This is a genomic window from Streptomyces sp. Y7 (genome assembly GCF_043195415.1).
Classification (GTDB): Bacteria; Actinomycetota; Actinomycetes; order Streptomycetales; family Streptomycetaceae; genus Streptomyces.
The window spans coordinates 18,225-36,762 of the sequence record NZ_JBIDDQ010000044.1; the positions used below are offsets into that span (position 1 = coordinate 18,225).

At 70.7% G+C, this 18,538-nt stretch carries 14 protein-coding genes; 4 read left to right on the forward strand and 10 right to left on the reverse strand.

The genetic code is table 11. The features are described from left to right. Positions 1 to 79: 79 nt before the first annotated feature. From ACGFW6_RS43965 to ACGFW6_RS43985, 5 genes are all read right to left on the reverse strand, one after another. On the reverse strand, positions 80 to 3,331 hold the full coding sequence (locus ACGFW6_RS43965; protein ID WP_393523149.1) for a S8 family serine peptidase: 3,252 nt from the start codon (positions 3,329 to 3,331) through the stop codon (positions 80 to 82). Between the two features lie 268 nt (positions 3,332 to 3,599). Next, positions 3,600 to 4,283, reverse strand: coding sequence for an ABC transporter ATP-binding protein (locus ACGFW6_RS43970; protein ID WP_393523085.1), 684 nt, complete (start codon positions 4,281 to 4,283; stop codon positions 3,600 to 3,602). A 116-nt stretch (positions 4,284 to 4,399) separates the two neighbouring features. Next, on the reverse strand, positions 4,400 to 5,875 hold the full coding sequence (locus ACGFW6_RS43975; RefSeq protein ID WP_393523088.1) for an ABC transporter permease: 1,476 nt from the start codon (positions 5,873 to 5,875) through the stop codon (positions 4,400 to 4,402). Between the two features lie 158 nt (positions 5,876 to 6,033). Continuing rightward, on the reverse strand, positions 6,034 to 7,275 hold the full coding sequence (locus ACGFW6_RS43980) for an Ig-like domain-containing protein (RefSeq protein WP_393523090.1): 1,242 nt from the start codon (positions 7,273 to 7,275) through the stop codon (positions 6,034 to 6,036). A 220-nt stretch (positions 7,276 to 7,495) separates the two neighbouring features. After that, entirely contained in the window at positions 7,496 to 7,810 is a 315-nt protein-coding gene (locus ACGFW6_RS43985; RefSeq protein WP_393523092.1) for a hypothetical protein, read from the reverse strand. Positions 7,811 to 8,000: 190 nt separating this feature from the next. Here ACGFW6_RS43985 and ACGFW6_RS43990 point away from each other — a divergent pair, with 190 nt between their 5' ends. Both ACGFW6_RS43990 and ACGFW6_RS43995 read left to right on the forward strand, forming a co-directional pair. After that, complete coding sequence (locus ACGFW6_RS43990; RefSeq protein ID WP_393523152.1) at positions 8,001 to 8,297, forward strand: hypothetical protein; 297 nt, start codon at positions 8,001 to 8,003, stop codon at positions 8,295 to 8,297. 42 nt (positions 8,298 to 8,339) lie between these two features. Continuing rightward, the gene (locus ACGFW6_RS43995) at positions 8,340 to 9,104 is read left to right on the forward strand and encodes a hypothetical protein (RefSeq protein WP_393523094.1); all 765 of its coding nucleotides are present in this window, start codon (positions 8,340 to 8,342) and stop codon (positions 9,102 to 9,104) included. A 54-nt stretch (positions 9,105 to 9,158) separates the two neighbouring features. On the opposite strand, the gene hutH is transcribed toward ACGFW6_RS43995, so the two are convergent. From hutH to ACGFW6_RS44010, 3 genes are all read right to left on the reverse strand, one after another. After that, complete coding sequence (hutH, locus tag ACGFW6_RS44000; RefSeq protein WP_393523155.1) at positions 9,159 to 10,697, reverse strand: histidine ammonia-lyase; 1,539 nt, start codon at positions 10,695 to 10,697, stop codon at positions 9,159 to 9,161. Positions 10,698 to 10,802: 105 nt separating this feature from the next. Then, positions 10,803 to 11,951: a diguanylate cyclase domain-containing protein gene (locus ACGFW6_RS44005; protein WP_393523097.1), complete on the reverse strand. Its 1,149-nt coding sequence runs from the start codon at positions 11,949 to 11,951 to the stop codon at positions 10,803 to 10,805. 428 nt (positions 11,952 to 12,379) lie between these two features. Then, positions 12,380 to 13,189, reverse strand: coding sequence for an enoyl-CoA hydratase/isomerase family protein (locus ACGFW6_RS44010; protein WP_393523100.1), 810 nt, complete (start codon positions 13,187 to 13,189; stop codon positions 12,380 to 12,382). Between the two features lie 475 nt (positions 13,190 to 13,664). On the opposite strand from ACGFW6_RS44010, the gene ACGFW6_RS44015 reads away from it, so the two are divergent. After that, on the forward strand, positions 13,665 to 14,282 hold the full coding sequence (locus ACGFW6_RS44015; RefSeq protein ID WP_393523103.1) for a hypothetical protein: 618 nt from the start codon (positions 13,665 to 13,667) through the stop codon (positions 14,280 to 14,282). 328 nt (positions 14,283 to 14,610) lie between these two features. Here the strand turns inward: ACGFW6_RS44015 and ACGFW6_RS44020 are convergent, their stop codons facing one another. Continuing rightward, the gene (locus tag ACGFW6_RS44020; protein WP_393523106.1) at positions 14,611 to 15,741 is read right to left on the reverse strand and encodes an adenylate/guanylate cyclase domain-containing protein; all 1,131 of its coding nucleotides are present in this window, start codon (positions 15,739 to 15,741) and stop codon (positions 14,611 to 14,613) included. Positions 15,742 to 15,935: 194 nt separating this feature from the next. After that, positions 15,936 to 16,796 carry a biotin--[acetyl-CoA-carboxylase] ligase gene (locus tag ACGFW6_RS44025; RefSeq protein ID WP_393523108.1) on the reverse strand — a complete coding sequence of 287 codons (861 nt, stop codon included), beginning with the start codon at positions 16,794 to 16,796 and terminating at the stop codon, positions 15,936 to 15,938. A 110-nt stretch (positions 16,797 to 16,906) separates the two neighbouring features. On the opposite strand from ACGFW6_RS44025, the gene ACGFW6_RS44030 reads away from it, so the two are divergent. Beyond that, positions 16,907 to 18,529, forward strand: a complete 1,623-nt coding sequence (locus ACGFW6_RS44030; protein ID WP_393523111.1) for an acyl-CoA carboxylase subunit beta — start codon at positions 16,907 to 16,909, stop codon at positions 18,527 to 18,529. Positions 18,530 to 18,538: the final 9 nt, after the last annotated feature.

The following is an 18,538-nucleotide window of genomic DNA, read 5'->3' on the forward strand; positions in this document are numbered from 1 at the left end:
GCCCCGCCGGAGGCGGTACCTCCGGCGGGGCTTCCCTGTTCAGGGCCTGCTCAGGACGCGATCAGCATCCGCTCAGGGCCTACTTGCCGTAGTACGCGTTGTAGATCGAGACGGTCGCCTTGTTGCCCTTCTTGTCGGCGACCTTGGCGTGGAAGGAGATGCCCTTGCCCTTCGCCGGGTTCTTCACGGTGATCTTTCCGTCCTTGACCTCGAGCTTCTTCCAGGTCTGGCCGTAGTCGTACGACACGTACACGTGCAGCGACTTCAGACCCGCGCCCGCGGCCGGGCCCACGACGGTGACCGGGAACGTCACCTTCTTGTCGGCCTCGACCCGGCTGTCCGGCCCGGTCCTCGCGTCGAAGCGGACCGTGGAGGCCGGGAGCCTGACCTGCTCCGCGGCCTGCTTCTTGGAGCGGAAGGTCCAGCTCGCGTCGATCCGCGTGGAGGCCGCCGCGACCTTGACGCTCCGCTTGACCGAGGTCGTCAGCCTGTACTCGGCGTCCCCGGCCGGGACACGGAACATCTCCTCGCCGAACAGCGGGTCCGCGTTGGTGGCGAGCTTGGTGCCGTTGCGGTACAGGCTCGTGGTCACCGCGCTGAACGCGGACGAGCCGGCGTGCTTGCTGCCGTCGGCGAACAGCGGCAGGAAGCCGTAGATGTCGTTGCCCTCGCGGAAGAGCCCGAAGTCCTTGTTGACGTGCGGGCCGAAGACAGCCCGGTTGAAGGTCTTCGAGTAGCTCTGGCCCGCCTTGAAGGTCTGCGGAACACCGAGCGTGTAGTACGCGTCGATGATCGGGAAGCCTTCTGCGTCCACACCGGCGTGCTGCTCGAAGTCGTACGTCCACTGGATCTTCTCGGACGTCGACAGGTACAGCGTCCGCGCCCCGGGCAGCTTCTGCTCGATGGGCGAGCCGAACACGATGTCGTCGGGGAAGACACCCAGCGGGAGCAGCGCCCCGGTCTTGTTCGACGCCGAGGCACCCAGGTGGTTGGTGACCTTGGCGAGCTCGCCCGCCTTGAAGTGGCGGACCTTGTCGCCCTGGATCTTCTTGACCTTGGCGGTGGTGGCGACGTCGTACTCGGCGGTGGAGCCCTTGGTCCACTGGCCGTTCCAGGTCTGGGTCAGACCGGTCGGGACCTCCGGGCCGAGGTGTGCCATGCGCAGGTTGGCGTAGGAGTCGAGGCCGACGCCGATGCCGATGCCGGCCGGGTCGTAGAAGTAGTTGCTGCCGGCGATGACCTGCTTGGCCTGCGCGTCCGGCACGGTGATGTCGGCCGACTTCGTGGTGCGGGCGTCGATCGTCACGGAGGTGTTCCTGGTGACGTTCAGCTTCGGCTGGACCAGCCAGTCGAGGCCGCCCTCCAGGTTCACCCAGTCCTTGGCGATCCAGGCGTCCAGCAGGTACGAGCCCTTGGGCAGCCGCATCTTGGTGACGCCGGACTCGGCGAGCGGAACCTGGTAGCCCCGGTTCGCCGCCAGGCCCGCGAAGCCGAGCAGGGCGGTGTTGTACTCGGGGGCCGGCTTGCCGTCGCGGCCGATGTGCTTGACCGTGACGTCGTACGACTCCAGTTCACGCTGCACCGCCGCGCCGGTGCGGACACTCTGGCCGCCGCCGCTCGCCGTGACGTACGCGGAGTAGGCGCCGTCGAGGGTGCCGCCCAGCCTGGTGTCGACGATGAAGCCGACGGAGGCCTTCCCGCCCGCCGGGACCGTCACCTTCGTCGCCGCGAGCTTGAAGAAGCCCGCGGGAGCCGGCCGGCCGTTGGGGTTGGTGGCCGTCGCGGAGAGCTGCAGCGTGACGTCCTTCGTACCGAGGTTGCGGTACGTCAGCTGCTTGGTGACGGGCTTGTCGTCGGTGTGCGGCCACTGCTGGGTCCCGAAGCTCACCGACACCGGCTCGGCGATCACGGACTGCTTGATGGCCTGGTCGACCTGGATGCGGCCCGAACCCTGCTGGAACGGCGTGTACTTGCCGCCCTTGGCGGAAGCGGTGAGCGCGCCCTTCAGCTCGGCGTACGTCCAGTCCGGGTGCTGCTGCTTGAGGATCGCCGCGGCGCCCGCGACATGCGGGGTGGCCATGGACGTGCCCTCGATGGTCACGTAGCCGGGCGGGTTCTCCCCGACCTCCTGCGCGATGAGGCTGCCCTTGGCGGACGCGGCCGTGATGGCCACACCCGGCGCGGTCACGTCCGGCTTGATCGCTCCGTCGCCGACCCGCGGGCCGGTGCTGGACCAGGGCGCGAGCGCGTCCTTGTCGTCGACGGCGCCTACGGTCAGCGCGGCCTCGGCGCTACCGGGCGAACCGACCGTCTCCGGGCCGGAGTTGCCCGCCGCGATGGCGAACAGGATCCCCTTGTCGGCGGACAGTTTGTTGACCGCCGCCTCCAGCGGGTCGATCTCCGGGGTGTCCATGCCGCCGAGGCTGAGGTTGACGACCTGGGCGCCCTGCTCGGCGGCCCACTCCATGCCGGCGAGGATGCCGGAGTCGTCACCGGAGCCGGTGTCGTCGAGGACCTTGCCATTGAGGATGTCGGCGCCGGGCGCCACGCCCTTGTACTTGCCGCGGGACCCCGCGGGAGTTCCAGCGCCGGTGCCGGCCGCGATGGACGCGACGTGCGTGCCGTGCCCGACCTTGTCCTCGGCGGTGGCGGCCGGCGTGAAGTTCTTCGCCGCGATCACCTGGTCCTTGAGGTCCGGGTGGGTCGCGTCGACGCCGGTGTCCAGGACGGCGATCTTGACGCCCTTGCCGTCGTAGCCGGCCGCCCACGCCTTGGGGGCGCCGATCTGCGGGACGGACTTGTCGAGGCTGGCCTTGCGGACGCCGTCCAGCCAGACGTGCGCGATGCCGGAGGCCGCCCGGTCGCCGTTGGTGACCGCGTCCCACAGCTCCGGCGTGTCCTGGTGCGGGGTCTGCACCGCGTCCGCGTTGAGGGACTTCAGGGTCCGGCGCAGCTTGCCCGCGTCACGGACGTCGGCCTTGGCGCCGGCCGCGGCGCCCTGGTAGCCGACGATGACCTTCAGGCCCTTGGCCTGGGAGGTGCGGGTCGCGGACTTGCTCAGCTCGGTGATGTCGAAGAGACGCTGGTCGAGCTTGCCGCCGGCGAGCAGCCGGGCCGCGTCGGCAGGGATCACGAGGGTGTGCCCGTAGGCCTGACGTATCTGTACGGGTATGTGCTCGCGCCCCTCCGCCCGCTCCAGGCCGACGACGCGGCCCTTGGAGTCGACGGAGACCCGGTCACCCGTGATCAGGGTGATGCGGTGGGGGGACGTGAGCGAGGCGGCGGCGCCGGTGGGGCGCTGCTCCGGTTCGGCCGACGCCGGGCTGGTCATTCCCGCGGCGAGGGCGACGGCGGCGGCTGTGGCGACCGTGGCCGCGCCGACTCTATTGAATTTTCTGCGCAAGTTTCCCCCTTGCAGAAGGTCCGGGTGAAGTTCCCCGTTCACCCGGCCGGGGGTGGTCCCGTACGCATGCGCGTCACCCCCCGGAATACGCAGTATGCCGAGGGGTGATCAGGCCCCTCAAGAGATGAGAGGAAGGTAAGAAGCGCGCCTGCCGTCTGTTACGCGCCCGCGCGAACTCCGTTACGCAGTCGCCGGGTTACGCCCCCGCGTTCTCCTTGACACTGATGCGGCCCTTGCGGATGGTGGCCAGCCGCGGGGCCTTCTTCGCGATCGCGGAGTCGTGGGTGACCATGATGAAGGTCAGTCCCAGTTCCTTCCACATGCGTTCGAGTACGTCCATGATCTCGTCGCGCATCGACTCGTCGAGATTTCCGGTGGGTTCGTCGGCCAGCAGCACCTTCGGTTCCTTGACGAGCGCGCGGGCGATGGCGACGCGCTGCTGCTGGCCGCCGGACATCTCGGACGGCAGATGCGCGAGGCGTTCGCCGAGGCCGACCGACTTCAGCGCCTCGGCGGCTCGTTCGCGCCGCTCCTTCGTCTTCATGCCGAGGGGCACGAGGGCGGTCTCGACGTTCTCCTGGGCGGTGAGGGTCGGGATCAGGTTGAAGGACTGGAAGACGAAGCCGATGTTCTCACTGCGGACCTTCGTGAGCCGGGTCTCGGAGAGCTTCGCCAGGTCGGTGCCGTCGAGGACGACTTCGCCCGAGGTGGGGCGGTCCAGGCCGCCGAGCATCTGGAGGAGGGTGGACTTGCCGCCGCCGGTGGGGCCCTGGATGACGAGACGGTCGCCGTCGGCGATGGTGAGGTCGACGCCGTCCAGGGCGTGGACGGTGTCCTTGCCCCGGGTGTACCGCTTGGTGACGTTTCTGAGTTCGTACATGGTGGGTGGCTCCTGGGTGGGGTTCGGGGTGGTGGGAGTTGCTGTCCGGCCGCGGGTGAGTGGGGGCTGGTCGCGCAGTTCCCCGCGCCCCTTGGGGCGTTGCGGCAACGCGTCCGCTACTCGACGCGCCTCAGTGCGTCCGCCGGGCGCAGACGCGACGCGCGCCAGCCGCCGAACGCTCCGGCGATCAGGCCGCCGGCCACCGCCAGGCCAACCGCCAGCGCGACCGTCGTGAGGCTCACCGGTGCCGTCAGGGCGACGTCGAGCGTCGAGGACGCCGTCTGCCGCATGGGCCCACCGCCCCCGAAGCCGCCGCCACCACCGGGGCCGCCACCCGTGCCGCCCCCGCCGCCGCCCAACTGCGCCTCCAGCGTGGGGCTGATCGCCGTCACGACATAGGCACCGGCCAGGCCGAGCGCGATCCCCAGCGCCCCGCCCAGCAGCCCGTTCACGACCGCCTCGCCGACCACCTGCCGGGTCACCCGGCCCGACTTCCAGCCCAGCGCCTTGAGCGTGCCGAACTCGCGCACCCGGCGGGAGACGGCCGAGGAGGTGAGCAGTCCGGCGACCAGGAACGCGGCCACGAGCACCGCGATCGACAGCCACTTGCCGACGTTCGCCGCGAGGGAGGAGGCCGTGGACAGGGAGCCGGACACCGTGTCCGCGAGGTCCGCGGAGGTCGTCACCGTCGTACCGGATATGTTCTTCTGGATGGTCGACTTGACGGCGTCGATCTGCTGGGAGTCGGTCGCCTTGACGTAGATCGTGGTGACCTTGTCCTTGGCGTCGGCGAGCGTCTGCGCCTGCTTCAGCGGGATGTAGAGGTTGGCGGCCGCGTCCCCGCTGTCCGGCGTGGCGATGCCGATGACCTTGAACTTGGTGCCCTTGACCGTGACGGTCGAGCCGACCTTGAGCTTCTTCTCCTTGGCGTACGAGGTGTCGGCGACGACGACCTTCGCGTTCGTCTCCGACGTCTTGAACGTACGGCCGCTGGTGATCTTCGACGAGGTCAGCGGGCCGAGCGCCGGCTTGGTGACGTCGGCGCCGTAGACGGAGTAGTTGTTGACGTCGAAGTCGGCGCCGCCGCCGCGCACCTCGCCCTGCGGCTGGCCGGTGCCGCCGCTGCCCTGCCCGGGGCCGCCCTGCTGGCCGCCGCCGCTCTGGTCCTGCTGGAACTGACCGCGGGTGAACTGCCCGCTGACCTTGATGACCTGCAGGCTCAGCCCGCCGACGGCGTCGGAGACCCCGCTCTGCGAGCCGACCTTCGTGACGGTCGAGCTCGACAGGGTCTGGAAGCCCTGGACCATGACGCGGTCGGTGGACTGCTCCTCGTCGGAGCCGTCGGCCTGCGCGTCGAACTGGAAGCGCGGTCGCTCGGAGGAGCTCGCCGCCGGTTCGGCGGCCTTGGTGACGGTCATGTCCGTGCCCAGGCCGTACAGCGACTGGAGGACCTTGTCCTGGGCCTTGCTCATGCCCGAGGACACGGAGTTGACCACGATGACCAGCGCGATGCCCAGCGCGAGTCCGGAGGCGACGACGAGGGCCGCCTTTCTGCGGCGGCGCAGCTCGCGCCTCAGGTAGGTGAAGAACATGCGCCGCAAAGTAGGGACGGCGTGTGATGAAGGGATAAGGCCGAAATAAGAGATGGATGAGAAGGCTGGGACGGCCCCCGGAAACACCGATGCCGCCCCTGGGGGCGGCATCGGTCAGCTGTGCGCCGACTGTGGGGCTGCTGGGCTCCCGGGACGGGTCAGACGGCCGAACCGGCCTTCCACTGCGCCCAGTCCATGTTCCAGCCGTTGAGGCCGTTGTCCGGCGCGATCGTCTTGTCGCCGGTGTTCTGGACGACCACGACGTCACCGACGATGGAGTTGTTGAAGAACCAGTAGCCCGCGGTGCCCTTGTCGTTGGCACCCTTGGTGTCGGACAGGCCCACGCAGCCGTGGCTGGTGTTCACGCTGCCGAAGATGGACTTGGCACCCCAGTAGTTGCCGTGGATGAAGGTGCCGGAGCTGGACAGGCGGATGGCGTGCGGCACGTCCTTGATGTCGTACTCGCCCTTGCCGTCGTCGTCCGTGAAGCCCACGGTCGCGCCGTTCATGCGCGTCTCCTTGAACTTCTCGGACATCACCATGACGCCCTGGTAGGTCTTGTTCTCCGGGGACCCGGCGGAGATCGGGATGGTCTTGACGGTCTTGCCGTCCTGCGTGACCTTCATCTGCTTGGTCTTCGCGTCGACGTAGGAGACCTGGTTGCGGCCGATCTTGAAGGTGACCGTCTTCTCCTGGACGCCGTAGACGCCCTTGGCGCCCTCGACGCCGTCCAGGGCCATCTTCAGGGTGACGGTCGAGCCCTCCTGCCAGTACTCGTCGGGCCGGCAGTCCATGCGGGTCTCGTTGAACCAGTGGCAGGCGACTTCCTGGCCGCTGGTCGAGGTGACGGTGATGCCCTTCTGGACGGCCGCCTTGTTGCTGATCGACTTGTCGAAGTTGATCGAGACGGGCATGCCCACGCCGACCGTGGAGCCGTCCTCCGGCGTGAAGTAGCCGAGGAAGCTGTTGTCCGGGGAGACCGTGGTGAAGGAGGCGTTCTCGTGGGCCTCCAGGCCCTTGGAGTCCTTCGCCGTGACCGCGACCTTGTAGGTCGTGGAGCGGTCCAGCTGGGCGCTGGGCTTCCAGCTGGTCCTGTCGGCGGATATCTCCCCCTCGACCGCGGCGCCGTCGGCGGTCGCCATCGTCACCTCGGTGAGCGTGCCCTTGCTCACGGTGACGGCGGAGCTGTTGATGGAGGCGTTGTCGCTGCCGTCCTCTGGCGTGATCTTGATCTGCGCCTCGGAGGTCTTCTTGGCTGCCGCCTCGTCGACCTTGGCCTGCGAGGTGTCGTCGTCGCTCGCGGAGGCGTCACCGCCGCTGGAGCAGGCCGAGAGCACCAGGACACCGCCGAGCAGTGCGGACGCGACCGTCAGGCCCTTGCGCCGCCTACTGTTCGTCATCACACGCTTCTCCATCTTTCCCGAATCCCCAAAACGCCCGAGAGTCCCCGTAAGAATCTTCAACGCTACGACCGGTTCGTCCCGTTCCCCATGCCTTGCATGTGTGGGGCACACCACGTTCGCCGGGGCGGATGGTGCGGATGTCGGTCAGTGCGCCCCATGAGACGACGAAACCCCGGGCGGCGGTTGCCGCCCAGGGTCACGAATTCCCCAAGACGCCTCAGCCGGCCCGCACGGCCCCTTCGCCGTCGAAGTCCTCCTCGCCATCATCCTCGTCGAGGTCCCAGTCCGGCGAATCCGGGTCGTACTCGATGCTCTCGCTGGACCAGGAGGCCTGGGCGAGCTCCACCCCCGGCACCTCGCTGACCAGGTCGAACGGATCGACCAGATACGCGAGGGCCTCCGCAGTGTCTTGCGTCACAGCGCTCTCGGCGTGGACGCGTTCGTCGACCGGCACGGTGCTGTCGCCGGCGATCCGCAGCAGCGCGGCCTTCGTGACGGCATCCGCGTCGTCCACTTCCAGGACGAGTTCCACGCGAAGCCGCACAAAACGTGATGTTTCTGGAGTACTCATGCCCGGAGAGTACGGCGCATTTCTCCCGTGACTTTCCCGTGACCCGCGACTTTCACTAACATCGCCCCACACGGCCAATTCGCCAGCACCACAAGGGGATCGATATTCCGTGTCCGCCGCTCACCGATCGTCGTCCACCGCACGCCGATCGCTGCTGACCGCCACCGCCGCGGGGGCCCTGCTGGGCGCTCTGTGGTTCGTGCCCTCCGCCAACGCGACGGGCGACGAACCGGCGAGAACCGAGCCCTCGGCGACGCCCACCTCGCAGGTCACCCAGCAGGCACGGGCCGCCTCGGAGAGTACGGACGGCACCACCGCGGACGCCACCCGGCTCGCCGACACCGGAAGCTTCGACACCACGCCGTACGTCGTGGGCGGCACGCTCTTCCTGACCCTCGGGGCGGGCTTCATCGCCTACTCGGTCCGCCGCGAACGCCTCGGTTTTTAAATTCGTTTGACGCCCCGTTGACCTGGGCTTCATAGTCCGCCCATGAAGAGATCATCGGGCGTGCGTGTAGCCGCCACGGTTGCCGTGAGCGCGCTGTCGCTCGCCCTTGTCACGGGCTGCGGGGGTGACTCCGGCGGCGCCGACGCGAAGGCCCTCAGCGCCGCGGAGTTGAAGAAGTCGATCATTGCCCAGGGCGATGTCGAGGGTTACAAGGTGGACGCCTCCGGCAAGCAGCTGCCGAAGTCCAAGGACCAGGTCAAGAGCGGCGACGACAAGTGCGCTCCGCTGGCCTACGCCATGGGCGGCCAGGCTCCGGGCGAGGCCGCCTCGGAAGCGTCCGTCATGGTCACGCAGGAGAAGAAGAAGCCCACCGACAACGCCTCCAAGTCCATCGAGGACCTCACGGAGAGCGAGATCGAGGACTCGATCACCAACGCGATGGACATGACCCTGACGGTCGTCGGGCTCTCCTCGTACGACGGTGACGGCGCCGAGGCGACCTTCAAGTCCGTGTCGGACGCGGTGGAGAGCTGCTCCGGGGGCTTCCCGGTCACCATGCAGGGCACGGACCAGAAGGTCACCGGGATCACCGCGGAGAAGGCGTCCGGCAGCGGTGACGAGTCCGTCGGGTTCACCGCGAAGAGCGACGCGGAGGACGGCGACGTGGCCACCACGCACGTCGAGGTGGTGCGGCACGGCAGCACCATCGCCACGTACTACACGATGAACCTCGGCCTGATGATCACGGACAAGCCGTACGACGTCCCGGCCGCGGTCGTCGACGCGCAGGCCGCCAAGCTGAAGTAACCCGTATCCGCCGTATCGGGGCCCTGTCGGCCGTACGACAGGGCCCCTTCCGTGTCACTGGAGCGGGCCGGTGACCTTCTCGGCGGCGGTGACGAGCTCCCCGGCCCGCACGAAGGCGTCGGCGGCGGCGAGGTCGGGCGCCAGGAAGCGGTCCGGTCCCGCGCCCCGCACACCGGCGGCCCGCGCGGCGTCGATGACCGACCGGGAGGCCGGGGCCGGGGCGAGCCCCTCGCGCAGTTCTATGGCGCGGGTGGCGGCGTACAGCTCGATCGCGAGGACGCGGGTGAGGTTGTCCACGGCCGTGCGCAGCTTGCGGGCGGCGGACCAGCCCATGGAGACGTGGTCCTCCTGCATCGCCGACGACGGGATCGAGTCGGCGGAGGCGGGCACGGCCAGCCTCTTCAGCTCGCTGACCAGGGCGGCCTGCGTGTACTGGGCGATCATCAGCCCGGAGTCGACACCGGCGTCGTCGGCCAGGAACGGCGGCAGCCCGTGGCTGCGGTTCTTGTCCAGCAGCCGGTCGGTGCGGCGCTCGGCGATGGAGGCCAGGTCGGCGGCGGCGATGGCGAGGAAGTCGAGCACGTAGGCGACGGGCGCCCCGTGGAAGTTGCCGTTGGACTCCACGCGGCCGTCGGGCAGGACGACCGGGTTGTCGACGGCGGCGGCGAGCTCGCGCTCGGCGACGAGCCGGGCGTGCGCCATGGTGTCTCGCCCGGCACCGGCGACCTGCGGCGCGCAGCGCACCGAGTACGCGTCCTGCACGCGGGGCGCGTCGTCCTGGTGGTGCCCGGTCAGCTCCGAACCCTCCAGCACCGCCAGCATGTTGGCGGCGGAGGCACCCTGGCCGGGGTGCGGCCGGATGGCGTGCAGCTCGGGCGCGAGCACCTTGTCCGTGCCGAGCAGACCTTCGAGGCTGAGGGCGGCGGTGATGTCGGCGGACTTGTAGAGGGTGTCGAGGTCGGCGAGGGCCATGATCAGCATGCCGAGCATGCCGTCGGTGCCGTTGAGGAGGGCGAGGCCCTCCTTCTCGCGCAGTTCGACGGCCGCGATGCCGTGCGCGGCGAGCAGCTCGCCGGCGGGCCGCACGACTCCGTCCGGGCCTTCGGCGTCCCCTTCGCCCATCAGCGTCAGCGCGCAGTGCGAGAGGGGGGCGAGGTCTCCGGAGCAGCCGAGGGAGCCGTACTCGTGGACGACCGGCGTGATGCCGGCGTTGAGCACGTCGGCCATGGTCTGCGCGACCTCGGGCCGCACGCCCGTGTGTCCCGAGCAGACGGTCTTCAGCCGCAGGAACATCAGCGCCCGTACGACCTCCCGCTCCACGCGCGGCCCCATGCCGGCGGCGTGCGAACGGACGATGTTGCGCTGCAGCTGGGCCCGCAGTTCCTGGCTGATGTGCCGGGTCGCCAGGGCGCCGAAGCCGGTGGAGACGCCGTAGACGGGATCGGGCTTGGCCGCCAGCGCGTCCACGATCTCGCGGGCCGCGGTGAGCGCCGCGACCGCCTCGGCCGACAGCTCGACGCGGGCCCCGCCCCGCGCCACGGCAAGAACGTCGGACGCGGTGACCCCGGACGTCCCCACCACCACAGTGTGCATATCCATATTCAGGAGCGTACGCAGTGAAGACGAAGATGTCACTAGTGGGTGGGCGGTACACCCCTTACCGCGCCGGGGCGCACGACCACGGGCGTCCGGGCGGCGTCACGGGCGCCGGCCCCTGAAGCGCCGCCGCTCCACGGCTCCCTCCCCCGACGGCTCGGCGTCGGCGAGCCGCACCACCGGATCGTCCTCCCCCGCCCGCCCGGCCACCACGGGCCGGTCCGCGCGCACCGCCTTGGCCTGGTACTGCGCGGCGTCGGCGAGCCGGAACAGCCGCCGGGCGGAGCGCACGGGCCCGATGGGGTCCTCCGTCGACGCGACCCCGCACGCCACCCCCTCACCGAGCTCCAACTCACCGGCGCGACGGCACAGTTCGTCCGCGGCCTTCACCACGTCGTCGGCCGGCGACCCGACGACCAGCAGACAGAACTCGTCACCGCCGAGTCGGGCCGCCAGGGCCCCCGGCAGCATCGCGCCGCACAGCGACAGCACCGACCCGAACCGCTCCAGCAGCCGGTCGCCGACGGCGTGGCCGCGGGTGTCGTTGACATGCTTGAGCCCGTTGAGGTCGCAGACCACGAGGCTGACGACGACACCCCGGTCGCGATGCCGTTCGATCGCCTCCTCCAGCCGCACATCGACGGCACGGCGATTCGCGAGCCCGGTCAGCGCGTCGGTGAACGCCAGCCGCCGGGCCTCCTCCAGCCGCTCGCTCTGCGCCAGCCCGGCGGCCACGACGGAGGCGAGCACGGTCGCGAAGTCGGCGTCCCCGCGGCCGAAGACCGGCGCTCCGGCGGACCGGGCGACGTACAGCTCGCCCCAGGCCCGCCCGTTCAGCACGATCGGAGCGACGACACAGCACCCCCGGCCACGGCGGCGGAGGGCGGCGACCCGCTGATGGCAGTAGCCGGGGTGCCCGGCGGCGGGCCCCTCGGCCGTCTCGACCCAGGCGTTGGGCTCACCGCCGGCGACCCACCGCTCGTGCAGGAACTCGGTGATCTCCGGGAACTGGTGCACGGGATAGGTCTCCCCGCCCGGGAACTCCTCCTCCCCCTGGGCACGGTCCCCCACGTTCACCAGCACCCGCAGCCGCCCGAGGTCCCGCTCCCACACCGACAGCGCGGCAAAGCTCCCCATGAGCGCCCGGCACGCCCCGAGCGCCGCCGCCCGCCAGGACTCGCGCGGAGTGTGCGCCGCCGCCATCCCCTGCGCCAGCGCCACCACGGCCGTGAGCCGTCTGTCCTCACCCATCACCCCAGGCTAGGGAGTTTTGCCCGGATTTGGGACGTTGGCGTGGCGAACGGGGAGGTCAAGGGGGATCAGGCGAACGCGGGACGGCGAACGCGGGACGGCGAACGCGCGGAGCGCCTCAGCAGGAACTCGCGGGGGGCCGAGCAAGAACTTGCGGGTGGCCCGAGCAAGAACTCACGGGGCCCGAGCAAGAACTCGCGGGGCCCGAGCAGGAACTCGCCGCGCCCCCGCCGCCCCCTCCCGCACCGCACGCTCACGCACACTCACAGCGCCCGTCGCGAAGGCTCACCGCACCTCCGCCCGAGAAGCCGAGAGGCCCCTCGCCGAGAAGTCGAGCGGCCGTCACCGAGAAGCCGAGAGGCCCTCACCGAGAAGCCGAGCGGCGTCGTCCGCCGGCACCGAAGGCCCTCGCCGAGAAGTACGCCCCCTCACTCCCCCGGCCACTCCGGCTTCCGCTTCTCATTGAAGGCCGCCACGCCCTCCGCCCGGTCCCCGGAGAAGGCCGTGGCGCGCCACGCCGCGTCCTCGACGTCCAGGCCGGCCCGCAGATCCAGCCCGTGCCCCAGACGCAGGGCGCGCTTGGCGGATCGCAGGCCCACCGGCGAGTTCGCCGCCATCCGGGCGCCCAGGGCGAGGGCCTCCTCCCGGTCGCGCCCGTCGTCCACGAGTACGTCCACCAGCCCCAGCTCCCGGGCCTCGGCGGCCTCGACCCGACGTGCCGTGAAGATCAGCTCCGCGGCCCGGGCCGCACCCACCCGGCGGGGCAGCAGCTGCGTGCCGCCGCCGCCCGGGATCACCCCGACGGACACCTCGGGCAGCCCCACCACGGCCGTACCGTCGGCCACGATCACATCGCACGACAGGGCCAGCTCGAAGCCGCCGCCCAGCGCGAAGCCGTGCACGGCCGCGATCGTGGGCACCGGCAGCTCCAGCACGCCGGTGTACGCACCCCGCGCCACCGGCCGCTGGCGGACCAGATCCGCGTCGCTGAAGGAGTTCCGCTCCTTCAGGTCAGCCCCGACGCAGAACGCCCGCTCGTGCGTCGAGGTCAGAACCACCACCCGTACGTCACGGTCGGCGCCCAGCGCGGCGCACGCCGCCGCGATCGAGCGGGCCATCTCCGTCGAGACGGCGTTCATGGCCTTGGGCCGGTCGAGGGCGAGCTCCGCGACGTGCCGGGCACCTCCGTCGCCGTGCCGCCGCACCAGCACGAACTCCCCGTACCGCTCCTCACTCATGACACCCTCCGGTTAACGCGGGTTAACAACACTCGCCCCGATCATCGCAGGCCGGGCCCCGCCGGGGAAAGGGCCACCACGAGCGGTTCCCGTGTCCAGGTCCGACACCCCGTTCGAGTGACATCCCGCCCGACCGCCCATCGCACCGCATAACGTGCGCCACGCCACGGCGCATTGGGGGCGCGAGCGCATGGGGAGGGTCGAGATGAGCGGGACGGCGCGAGGTCCGAGAACACGGGAGAAGAACGGCGCAACGGGGGCAGCAGAAGGCACGGCCCCACAAGGAACCAAGACAAAAGCGACTCCACAGCCCCGACGGGGAGGCCCTGAGGCCACTGCGGAGACCCGACGCGGAGAGCCCGGGGCGGCTGCGGAGGCACAGGGCACTGCCTCGGAGTCGCGACGGCAAGCGCAGGAGACCACCGCCGCAGCTCGACGGAAAGGGAACGGGGCCGCCGCTGAGGGGCGGCGGGAGGTGCTGGAGTCCGCTGCGGAGGTTCCCGCGGGCGTCCCCGCCGTCACCCGGCTCTTCGGTCCCCGTGGCCGGCACCGCCGTCCCCGCCCCCGCAAGGTTCTCCTCGCGGCCGGCGGGCTGGCTCTGGCGGCAGGCGCCCTGAGCCTCGTACGCATGGCGCCCGATTCCGGAGTCGGCGGCCTGGGCGCGACGGAGTCCGACCCCGCCGCGGCACCGGGCTCGGACGCGGAACCGGACCGCTCGACGAACGCCGCGGCCACCCTGCCGCCGACCAACCCGAGGGCGACGCCGTCGGCGACCTCGGCCATGGGCGGCCTGGGCACGGCGCCGACGACGGACTCGATCGTCGTACCGACCCCGACTCGGAACGCTACGACCGCACCGCGCTTCCCGGGCGGCGCCACGGCCCCCACGGCACCCGGCACCCAGCCGGACACACCGGCGCCCGAACCAGCGACGACAGCGCCCCAGGCTCCTCGGCCGACCTCACCCCCGGCGGAAACGCCCGGCCGACCCCCGACGAGCCCCCCGCCCGCCCAGCCGACTCACCCCGACGACAACTCCGTCTGCATCCCGATCATCGGCCTGTGCGTCGACCCCCTGTCCGCCCGCCACTGAAACACCCCACAGCAACGGGGGACCACCCCGACAAACCCGCTCACTGAAACCCCCCAGGGGCGCGGGGAACGGCGCGACCAGCCACAACCCACCCGCGGCCGTCCCACGACCCCGGACGCCCCGCCCCCGACAACAACCCCCGCACCAAAACCCCCAGGGGCGGGGGGACCGCGCAACCAGCCACGACCACCCGCAGCCGCACCTCAACCCCAGACGCCCCACCCGGCCACGCAACAACCCCCACACCAAAACCCCCAGGGGCGCGGGGAACTGCGCAACCGGCTACAACGCACCCGCGGCCGACCACCGGCCCCCCGCGAGGCATCGCTCACTCCTCGTCGGCGGAAGCCCTCCGCGTCAGGAGCCACGGCTCCACGACGCCCAGTCCACGCACCGGCCGCTGCCACATCGGCTGGAGTGCGAACCGGTACACCGGAGGCTCCTCGCCCTCCTTCTCGGCGGTGGCCGCGGCCTCCGCCGCCTCCGCCTCGGACGCCGGCGCCTCACCCGTTCGGATGAGCTCCTCCGCGAACGCGCTGTCGACGAGCACGGCGTCCCGAGGCGCTATCGACGTCAGCCGGGACGCGAGGTTCACGGTCGTACCGAACACATCGCCCATCCGGGTGGTCACCGTGCCGAAGGCGATGCCGACGCGCAGCTCGGGCATCGTCTCGTCACCCGCCATCGTCTCGATCAGTCGCAGCGCGATCTCCGCGGCGACCCCGGCATCGTCGGCCGCGTACAGCACCTCGTCGCCGAGCGTCTTGATCAGCCGTCCGCCGCGCGCGGCCACCAGGTCGGCCGCCGTGGTCTCGAAGGCCTCGACAAGTTCGCCGAGTTCCTCCTCCTCCATGCGCCGGGTCAGCCGGGTGAAGCCGACGAGGTCGGCGAAGCCCACGGCGAGACGCCGGTCGACCATCTCCTCGTCGTCGGCGGCCTGGATGACCCGGCCCGCCGAGGCGGCGAGCTGACGGCGCCAGACGTAGACGAGGAACTCCTCCAGCTCGGGCAGGAGCAGCTCGATGATCGGGTACGTCACCTCGGTGCGCGTCATCCCGGGCTCCGGGGGCTCGGTCAGGCCCTCCAGGAACGAGTCGATCTGCCACTCCGCCAGCCGGGCGGTGGTCTGCCCCGTGGACCGCGCCACCTGCACGGCCATGGCCTCGCTGAGCAGGCCCGCCTCGACGAGACCGGCCAGGCGCCGCAGCGCCAGGACGTCGGCCTCGGTCAGCGCCTTGGCCTGCCCGATGTCGGCGAAGCCCATGGCCCGCCAGAAGCGGGACGCCAGCTCCATGGAGACCCCGGCGCTGCGTGCCGCCTGAAACGGGGTGTAGCGCCGCTCCGCGCCGAGGATGAGCTGCTCCAGACGCAGGGCGAGCGGGTCGTCGCCGGGGTCGGCGGCGTTGGGGTCCACCCGGCCGTCCGCGCCCGTGCCGGAGCCCGTGTCGTCGACGGTCACGCCTAGCTGCCCTTCCGATCTGCCGCGGTCGGTCATCGACCGGCCCTTCACTTTACGGCAGGTGTGCGCCAGCTCACTCCGTAAGAGAAAGCCGACAATGCCGTACTACCGCTGGTGAGGTGCCTGACGCCGGTGCGGGCCGCGTTCCCGGTCACGGGACGTGCCACCGCCGGTGTCCGCACGCCGGTCCCTCCTCACGCCGGACGCAGGTGCACGATGTCTCCCGCCCCCACCGGTTCCTGGACGCCCTCCTCCGTCGCCAGCACGAGCCGTCCGTCGCCGTCGATGGCGACGGCCTCCCCGGTGATCGACCGATCGCCCGGCAGCTCGGCCCGCACCATCTTCCCCAGCGTCGCGCACCCTGCCGCATACGTCTCCTGGAGCCCGCTGACCAACGGGTCCCCCGCCGCGGCCAGCCAACGCCCGTACCACTCCTCCAGGGACCGCAGCATTCCCCGCAGCAGCGGATCGCGGTCGGTGCTCGCCGCGCCGGCGAGCACCAGTGAGGCCGCCTGGGGCACCGGGAGCTCGTCGGCGCGCAGGGTGACGTTGATGCCGACCCCGATGACCACTCCGGCCTCCCCGGCGCGCTCGGCCAGGATGCCGCCGGTCTTGCGTTCCTCGCCGCCGACGGTCACCAGCACGTCGTTCGGCCACTTGAGTGCCGTGTCGACGCCCGCCGCCCGGGACAGCCCCGTCGCGACGGCGACCCCGGTGAGCAGCGGCAGCCATCCCCAGCGGGGCACCGGCACCTCTGCGGGGTTCAGCAGCACGGAGAAGAACAGCCCGGAGCGGGGCGGGGCGGTCCAGTTGCGGTCCAGGCGGCCCCGGCCCGCCGTCTGCTCCTCGGCGACCAGGACGGTGCCCTCCTCCGCCTTGCCCGCCGTCGCCAGGTCCACCAGGTCGGTGTTGGTGGAGCCGGTGCGCCCCACCACCTCCACCCGGCGCCACAGTCCGCCCTCCCGCACGAGCCCACGCCGCAGCGCGGCGATGTTGAGCGGTGGCCGTTCCAGATCCGACCAACGGCTGTCGTCTGATGCATCTCGCGGCGTCATGCAACCCACCCTAGGTGTGGTAAACGCCGCACTGCCGATTGGTAGGCACCCCACTACTCTACGGATGAGTAACCGTCCCCCCTTTTGAGCAGGCAGGGAGCCACATCCCGATGTCCGAGCCGGAAGAGCGTCACGAGATCCAAGGGACCCCTGGGATCGACATCCACACCACCGCGGGCAAGCTCGCGGATCTCCAGCGCCGTATCGAGGAAGCGACGCACGCCGGCTCCGCACGCGCCGTCGAAAAGCAGCACGCCAAAGGCAAGTTGACGGCCCGTGAGCGGGTCGAGCTCCTCCTCGACGAGGGCTCCTTCGTCGAGCTCGACGAGTTCGCGCGGCACCGCTCCACCAACTTCGGCCTGGAGAAGAACCGCCCGTACGGCGACGGTGTCGTCACCGGGTATGGCACCGTCGACGGCCGTCCGGTCGCCGTGTTCTCGCAGGACTTCACCGTCTTCGGCGGCGCCCTGGGCGAGGTCTACGGGCAGAAGATCGTCAAGGTGATGGACTTCGCACTGAAGACCGGCTGCCCGGTCATCGGCATCAACGACTCCGGCGGCGCCCGCATCCAGGAGGGCGTGGCCTCCCTCGGTGCCTACGGCGAGATCTTCCGCCGCAACACCCACGCCTCCGGCGTCATCCCGCAGATCAGCCTGGTCGTCGGCCCCTGTGCGGGCGGCGCGGTCTACTCCCCGGCCATCACCGACTTCACGGTCATGGTCGACCAGACCTCGCACATGTTCATCACCGGCCCGGACGTCATCAAGACGGTCACCGGCGAGGACGTCGGCTTCGAGGAGCTGGGCGGTGCCCGCACCCACAACTCGACCTCCGGTGTGGCACATCACATGGCCGGGGACGAGAAGGACGCCATCGAGTACGTCAAGCAGCTGCTGTCGTACCTGCCGTCCAACAACCTCTCCGAGCCCCCGGTGTTCGAGGAGGAGGCGGACCTCTCCCTCACCGACGAGGACCGCGAGCTGGACACGATCGTGCCGGACAGCGCGAACCAGCCGTACGACATGCACGCGGTGATCGAGCACGTGCTGGACGACGCCGAGTTCTTCGAGACGCAGCCGCTGTTCGCGCCGAACATCATCACCGGCTTCGGCCGGGTCGAGGGGCGCCCCGTCGGCATCGTCGCCAACCAGCCGATGCAGTTCGCCGGCTGCCTGGACATCGACGCCTCCGAGAAGGCCGCGCGCTTCGTGCGCACCTGCGACGCCTTCAACGTCCCGGTCCTCACCTTCGTCGACGTGCCCGGCTTCCTGCCGGGTGTCGACCAGGAGCACACCGGCATCATCCGGCGCGGCGCCAAGCTGATCTACGCCTACGCCGAGGCCACGGTCCCGCTGATCACGATCATCACGCGCAAGGCCTTCGGCGGTGCCTACGACGTCATGGGCTCCAAGCACCTGGGCGCCGACATCAACCTCGCCTGGCCCACCGCCCAGATCGCCGTCATGGGCGCCCAGGGCGCGGTCAACATCCTGCACCGGCGCACCCTCGCCGAGGCCGAGGCGAGCGGGGAGGACCTGGAGGCGGTGCGCGCGCGGCTGATCCAGGAGTACGAGGACGCCCTCCTCAACCCCTACGTCGCGGCCGAGCGCGGTTACGTCGACGCGGTGATCATGCCGTCCGAGACGCGCCGCCATGTCGTGCGCGGGCTGCGTCAGCTGCGTACGAAGCGGGAATCCCTGCCTCCGAAGAAGCACGGCAACATCCCCCTCTAGGCCTGCTGG

Excerpts from the sequence above, each read along its gene's own strand:
- ACGFW6_RS43965 (WP_393523149.1), bottom strand. The coding sequence starts at position 3,331 with ATGACCAGCCCGGCGTCGGCCGAACCGGAGCAGCGCCCCACCGGCGCC.
- ACGFW6_RS43970 (WP_393523085.1), bottom strand. The coding sequence starts at position 4,283 with ATGTACGAACTCAGAAACGTCACCAAGCGGTACACCCGGGGCAAGGAC.
- ACGFW6_RS43975 (WP_393523088.1), bottom strand. The coding sequence starts at position 5,875 with ATGTTCTTCACCTACCTGAGGCGCGAGCTGCGCCGCCGCAGAAAGGCG.
- ACGFW6_RS43980 (WP_393523090.1), bottom strand. The coding sequence starts at position 7,275 with ATGACGAACAGTAGGCGGCGCAAGGGCCTGACGGTCGCGTCCGCACTG.
- ACGFW6_RS43995 (WP_393523094.1), top strand. The coding sequence starts at position 8,340 with ATGAAGAGATCATCGGGCGTGCGTGTAGCCGCCACGGTTGCCGTGAGC.
- hutH (WP_393523155.1), bottom strand. The coding sequence starts at position 10,697 with ATGCACACTGTGGTGGTGGGGACGTCCGGGGTCACCGCGTCCGACGTT.
- ACGFW6_RS44005 (WP_393523097.1), bottom strand. The coding sequence starts at position 11,951 with ATGGGTGAGGACAGACGGCTCACGGCCGTGGTGGCGCTGGCGCAGGGG.
- ACGFW6_RS44010 (WP_393523100.1), bottom strand. The coding sequence starts at position 13,189 with ATGAGTGAGGAGCGGTACGGGGAGTTCGTGCTGGTGCGGCGGCACGGC.
- ACGFW6_RS44025 (WP_393523108.1), bottom strand. The coding sequence starts at position 16,796 with ATGACGCCGCGAGATGCATCAGACGACAGCCGTTGGTCGGATCTGGAA.
- ACGFW6_RS44030 (WP_393523111.1), top strand. The coding sequence starts at position 16,907 with ATGTCCGAGCCGGAAGAGCGTCACGAGATCCAAGGGACCCCTGGGATC.